The 948-nt window shown below is 65.7% G+C and carries 2 protein-coding genes; both read right to left on the bottom strand.

What is annotated here, in order from left to right:
* The coding region (locus tag HMPREF3120_RS09725; RefSeq protein WP_070452833.1) for a response regulator at window positions 1-602 on the bottom strand (602 nt) is incomplete at its 3' end.
* Window positions 599-948: sensor histidine kinase (locus HMPREF3120_RS09720; protein WP_371441207.1), on the bottom strand; the 350-nt coding region annotated here is incomplete at its 5' end. The genes HMPREF3120_RS09725 and HMPREF3120_RS09720, both read right to left, overlap by 4 nt.

Raw genomic sequence — 948 nt, 5'->3', positions numbered from 1 at the left:
TAGATGATGCGACGCTGCCGAGCTTGCTCTACGGCAGCTGTTCTGTTGTCAACCCCCAACTTTGAATAGATGTGGATCAGGTGGGTTTTCACCGTGGCTTGGGAGATGAAGAGCTGTTCGGCGATCTCCCGGTTCGACGCGCCCGTCTGCAGTGCGCGAAGCAGTTCGATCTCGCGGGCGGACAGAGCCTCGTCGGGGTTGACCAGACGGTCTGCCAGCACATTCGCCACTTGCGGAGAGAGCACGCGCTTGCGTTTCGACGCCTGCACCACCGCGTCATGCAATTCATCCTCCGGCGCGTCTTTGAGCAGGTAGCCCATCGCGCCGGCCTCCACCGCCGCGACCACGTCGGCCTGCGTGTCGTAGGTGGTCAGGATGAGCACCGGCGGCCCGCCCGCCTTGACCAAACGGCCGGTCAGGTCGATTCCGGACGCGCCGGGCATCTGAATGTCGGAGACCACCACGTCCACGTCTCCCGGCACCTCAACATCGCCGTCGGCGGCCTCAGCCACCACTTCCATGTCGCCGAACGAGTTGAGAACGGCGCGAAGGCCGGCGCGGACGACCGGGTGGTCGTCGATAAGCATTACGCGCAGCGTCATTGCTCCTCCACAGGCAGTGTCGCGGCGAGGACGTTGCCCTCCACCGAAAGTTCCCCACCGATCTCCTCCACGCGGGCGCGCAGGCCCTTGAGCCCGTAGCCCTCCTTGCCGGAGATGCCGCGGCCGTTGTCAAAGACGTCGATGGTTGCGGTCGCGCCCAGCTTATCCACCGTGATCACCGCCTTAGATGCGCCCGCGTGGCGCACGATGTTGCTTAAGCCCTCGCGCACCATGCGCTCAGCTACCGACGCCGCCGGCTCCGGCAAATCAACCGCGTTGACCTGCACCTCCAGTGGCTCGCCGAGCGCGCGCTGGCGGTCCGACGCTGCCCGGGCAAGCCGCTCCA

Origin of the sequence: Corynebacterium sp. HMSC11D10 (genome assembly GCF_001806995.1) — a bacterium.
In the GTDB taxonomy this organism is placed as follows: domain Bacteria; phylum Actinomycetota; class Actinomycetes; order Mycobacteriales; family Mycobacteriaceae; genus Corynebacterium; species Corynebacterium coyleae.
Note: the sequence above shows the minus strand (reverse complement) of the source record. Positions and strands in the feature narration are given on the sequence as shown.